This window comes from Janthinobacterium sp. GW822-FHT07A03 (genome assembly GCF_058798815.1).
The window spans coordinates 1-4,452 of sequence record NZ_JBXAKW010000028.1; the positions used below are offsets into that span (position 1 = coordinate 1).

At 64.0% G+C, this 4,452-nt stretch carries 1 protein-coding gene; it reads right to left on the bottom strand.

What is annotated here, in order from left to right; all coding sequences use genetic code 11:
- Window positions 1–4,452, bottom strand: a 4,452-nt coding sequence (locus AC1RJW_RS29580; RefSeq protein ID WP_493048093.1) for an SDR family NAD(P)-dependent oxidoreductase, incomplete at both ends; no start/stop codon positions are given.

Sequence of the window (4,452 nt, forward strand, 5' to 3'; positions counted from 1 at the left end):
AGGCGCCGCACGCCATATTGGCGCACGGCATGTTGCGCGCACAGCATGCCGATGCCGCGCGTGCCGCCCGTCACCAGCAGTACCTGCTGCGCATCGAAGCGCGGCAGCGGCGCCCGCTTGGCCTCGGGAGCAAGTGCTTCGCCGCGCAGCAGCGCGCGGTAGCGCTGCGCGCCCCGGTAGCATACTGCCGATTCCAGGTCATCGGTCTCCAGTTCCGCACACACCTGTTCCAGCAGCTCGGCCTCGCTGGCCCCCTCCTCCAGGTCCACGTGGCGCGACACCAGCCGGCCATACTCGCTTTGTAGCATGCGGTACAGCCCCACGCGGGGCGCGCCGGCCAAATTGACCTGCGCCTGGCGGAAACGTTCCAATCCCTGCGTGACGCACAGCACCACGCCATGCTCCTGTCGCCGCGCCTCGATCCACTGTTGCAGCGGCGTGATCCATGCCAGCGTCGCTGGCGCCACGCTGGCACAGCCGCTCAAGTCGACCCAGCCGTCGTACTGCCGCCAGTCGCGCGCTGCATGCAGCTCGTCGTCCTTGCCGCCATCGATGACGATGCTGCCGGCATGGCGCTGCGCCAGCTGCATGGCCAGCGCCGCCGTCTGCGCACAGGCGAGGATCGCCAGGCGCCGCCCGGCGTGCGGCTGCTGCTTCGCATCGGCCGCTTCCCAGGCCTTGCTCAGCAACAGCGCCTCGCGCGCAGCTGCCGCTGGCGCCACCGTGGCTGTTGCCGGCACAGCGGCGACAACGGGTGCCGCCGGAACCCAGTAGCGTTCCTTCGCGAATGGATAGCTCGGCAGGCTGACGTGGCGCGGCGTGGCCTGGCCGTATAATTTCAGCCAGTCGAAGCTGAACCCCTGGACCCAAAGACTGAGCAGTTTCTCATGCTTGCCCTTGGCAATCCAGGCGTCGACGATGCTGCCCATGTCCTCATCCGCGGCAAACATGCCGACGACGCTTTTTTCGCCCCGCGCTTGGCCGCGGAAGACCGCAGCGCTGCCATCGCCGCCGCGTAGCCAGTCACCAAGCTGGTCGCGCAGTGCCTGCAGCGAGTCGACCGGCATGGCGAGTCGCTCATCCATCGCCTCGCGTCCTATCTGCAGGGTGTAGGCGATATCGACCAGGTCCGCATCCGTCCAGTCTGGCTGTTCCAGTGCTTCGGCCAGTTGCTGCGCCTGTAGCTTCAGCGCCTGCACGGTGCGCGCCGATAGCACGACCAGGGCGGGCGTGCGGCACTTGGCGCCGGCGCTGCCGGTGGCGGTATACTCCTCGATGATGAGGTGGGCGTTCGCCCCCCCTGCGCCGAACGACGAAATGCCGGCAATGCGCGCTACCTCATGTGGCGTGCCGTCGCGCATGCGTACCGGCCGTCTCCATTCGCCTAGTTCCTGCTGTACCACGAAGGGACTTGCGGCAAAGTCGATATGTGGATTGAGCACGGCAGAATGCAGCGACGGCGCCAGCTGCCCGTGACGCATCTGCAGCAGCACCTTGGTCAGCGCCGCGATGCCGGCCGCGCTCTCGCAATGGCCGATATTTGACTTGACCGAGCCAATGGCGCAGAACTGCCGGTCCGGCGTCTGTTCGCGGAAGGCACGGCTCAGGCCTGCGATTTCGATCGGATCGCCCAGCGACGTGCCGGTGCCATGCGCCTCGAGGTAACTGATATCGCGCGCATCGATGCCGGCACGACGCAGGGCGCGCGCCACCACCTTGCCCTGCCCTGCCGGACTCGGGACAGTATAGCCATTGGTCTTGCCGCCGTGATTGAGCGCCGAGCCCTTGATGACGCCATAGATATGGTCGCCGTCGGCGATGGCTTTCGCCAGGGGCTTGAGCAGGACCGCGCCCACACCTTCGGCCGGTACGTAGCCGTCGCCACCCTCGCCAAAGCTTTCGCACTGGCCTTTACTCGAGACGAACCGCCCTTGCCCCAGCATCAGGTATTTATTCGGATGCACCGATACGTTCACGCCGCCCGCCAGTGCCAGCTCGCACTCGCCTTCGTGCAAGCTCTGGCAAGCCAGGTGTATCGCCGTTAGCGATGACGAGCACATGGTGTTGATGGCCATGCTGGGACCATTGAAATTACAGAAATACGAGACCCGGTTGGCCACCGACGACGGGTTCGACGAGACCGCCACGTGGCGACCGCGCGCATGTGCCGCTGCGCCGAATAGCTGGTATTCCTCGTACATCACGCCGACGAAGACTCCCACGTTACCGTCTGCTTTGCGGGCCAGCGCCTCTCGCGTATAGCCGGCGTCCTCCAGGGTTGCATACGCGCATTGCAAGAACAGGCGTTCCTGCGGATCGGTGAATTCCGCATGCAGCGGCGGGATATTGAAAAATAGCGGGTCAAATTCGTCAACACCGTTGATGAAGCCGCCCCACTTGCTGTAGGTCATGCCCGGCATGTCGCGGTTCGCATCGAAGTACAGGCTGTGGTCCCAGCGGTCGGCTGGGATCTCGCTGATGCAGTCCTTGCCGTTTTTCAGGTTCTCCCAGAATGCCTGCACATTATCCGCCTGGGGATAGCGCCCGGCCAGGCCGACGATGGCGATATCCTGGCGCGCCAGTGCGCTGGCAGGCGCAGGCGCGGGAATGGCTGCGGCAGCGAACGCATAGCGGCGTTGCCGCAGCGCGGGAGCACTAGCAGCATGCGCATCGGCTGCTGGCATTGCAGCAGGTGTCGACGGTGCGGTCAACGGCGCTGGCGGCTTCACCCCCAGCACTTCCTGCAGCCGCTGCGGATAGGTGGCGATGAAATAATCGATCAGGTCCTGTGTCGTATGGTGTTCGAACACCAGGGTTTTTGACAAGTTGCCAAAGACCTTTTCAAGCTGGCTGACCAGTCCCATGGCCATGATGGAGTCAATGCCGTACTTTTCCAGTGGAGCGCTGACATCGATGCGGTCAACGGACAGTTTGATGATGCCAGAGAGTAATTTCAGGAAATATTGTGCCGCCCTACCTGCCAACTGGGCATCGGCCGTTACTGGCAGCGGTGGCGCGTTGACCGTGACGGCAGTGACGGCCGACCCTTTCCAGCTGTTGCGCATCTGTCCGGCGTCGCCCTGCATTACCACCATCTGGTCCTGCCCCGTGGCCAGCACGCGATACAGAGCGGCCACGCCGTCTTCGGTGCTCATGGCTAGCATACCCGAGTCCTGCGCCAGCAATTGCTCGGCCTGCTGATCCATGCGCATGCCGCCTTCCTGCCACAGCGGCCAGTTGACCGATACCGTCCGGCCATGGCGCTGTTCCAGCGCCACTAGGCTGTTGCGGTAAACGGCATAGGCATCCATGAACGCATTGGCCGCGGCATAGTCGGCTTGTCCCGCATTGCCATAAGCACCCGCCAGGGAGGAAAAACAGATCAGGAAATCTAACTTTAGCTTTCTGCTTGCCTCATCGAGATGCAGCAACCCCAGGGTTTTTGGCGCCAGGACCGCTTGCAGCTCGTGCGTTGTTTTCTTCAGGATGAAGTTGTCGCGCATGATGCCGGCCGCATGGATGATGCCGTCTAGCGTGCCATAGTCGCGTACCATGCCATCGACCAGTGCGGCGACGGCCGCCTTGTCCACCACGTCCGCTTGGATGTACTGCACCCGCGCACCCAGTGCCTCCAGTGCCTGCAACTGGCGCAGACCGGCCTCGCCCGCTACCGAACGCCCGGTCAGCACCACGGTAGGGGCAGCCACTTGCTGTGCGATTTCCCGCGCAAAGATCAGTCCCAGCCCGCCCAGGCCACCCGTAATCAGATATACCCCGCCCGCCTTCCACGGCTTGCGCATGCCGTGCGCGCTGGCCGTGACCTCCTTCCAGCCGGCGACCCAGCGGCCGTCATCCTCGTAGCGGATGTGCCGGTCTTGCGGCATGTGGCGGTTTTCCAGCAGCTTGGCATGCAGGCCAGGATGCACCTGCGTGTCGTCGAGGGCGATCAACTGGCCTATCAGCAAGGGATTTTCCAGATGCGCCGTTTTCAGCAGGCCGCTCAGCCCCGCCATGAGTTGGTGTCCGCTCAAGGCGGGCACCACGATCTGAAACAGGACTTTGCCCGCCGGCCGCGCCTGTAGTATCCACTTGATTTCCTCGAAGGCGGCCACGGTGTAGCGCTGGAAGTCCGCCACCATGCCGTGATGATGCGAGGCGATCTGGATGCAGCGTGCACCGGTTGGTTCCACGATATCCTGGCTGGAGACGCTGGGCATGTCGCAAATCATCACCACATGCTGGGCATATGCGGGTTCCTCTGCCTGCAAACGCACCTCGCTCTGCAGCCATTCCGGCTCCAGTAGTACGGTATGTCCCGCAGCCGTTGCACCGCTCGCACCGCCGGGCACCCGCGAAGAAAATGCCGTCAGCCGCACGCAGACCTTGCCATCGGGATCGCACAGGTCGATATCGAGCTTGCGCACGCGCTCGTCTGCCTGCACGTCGGCACGC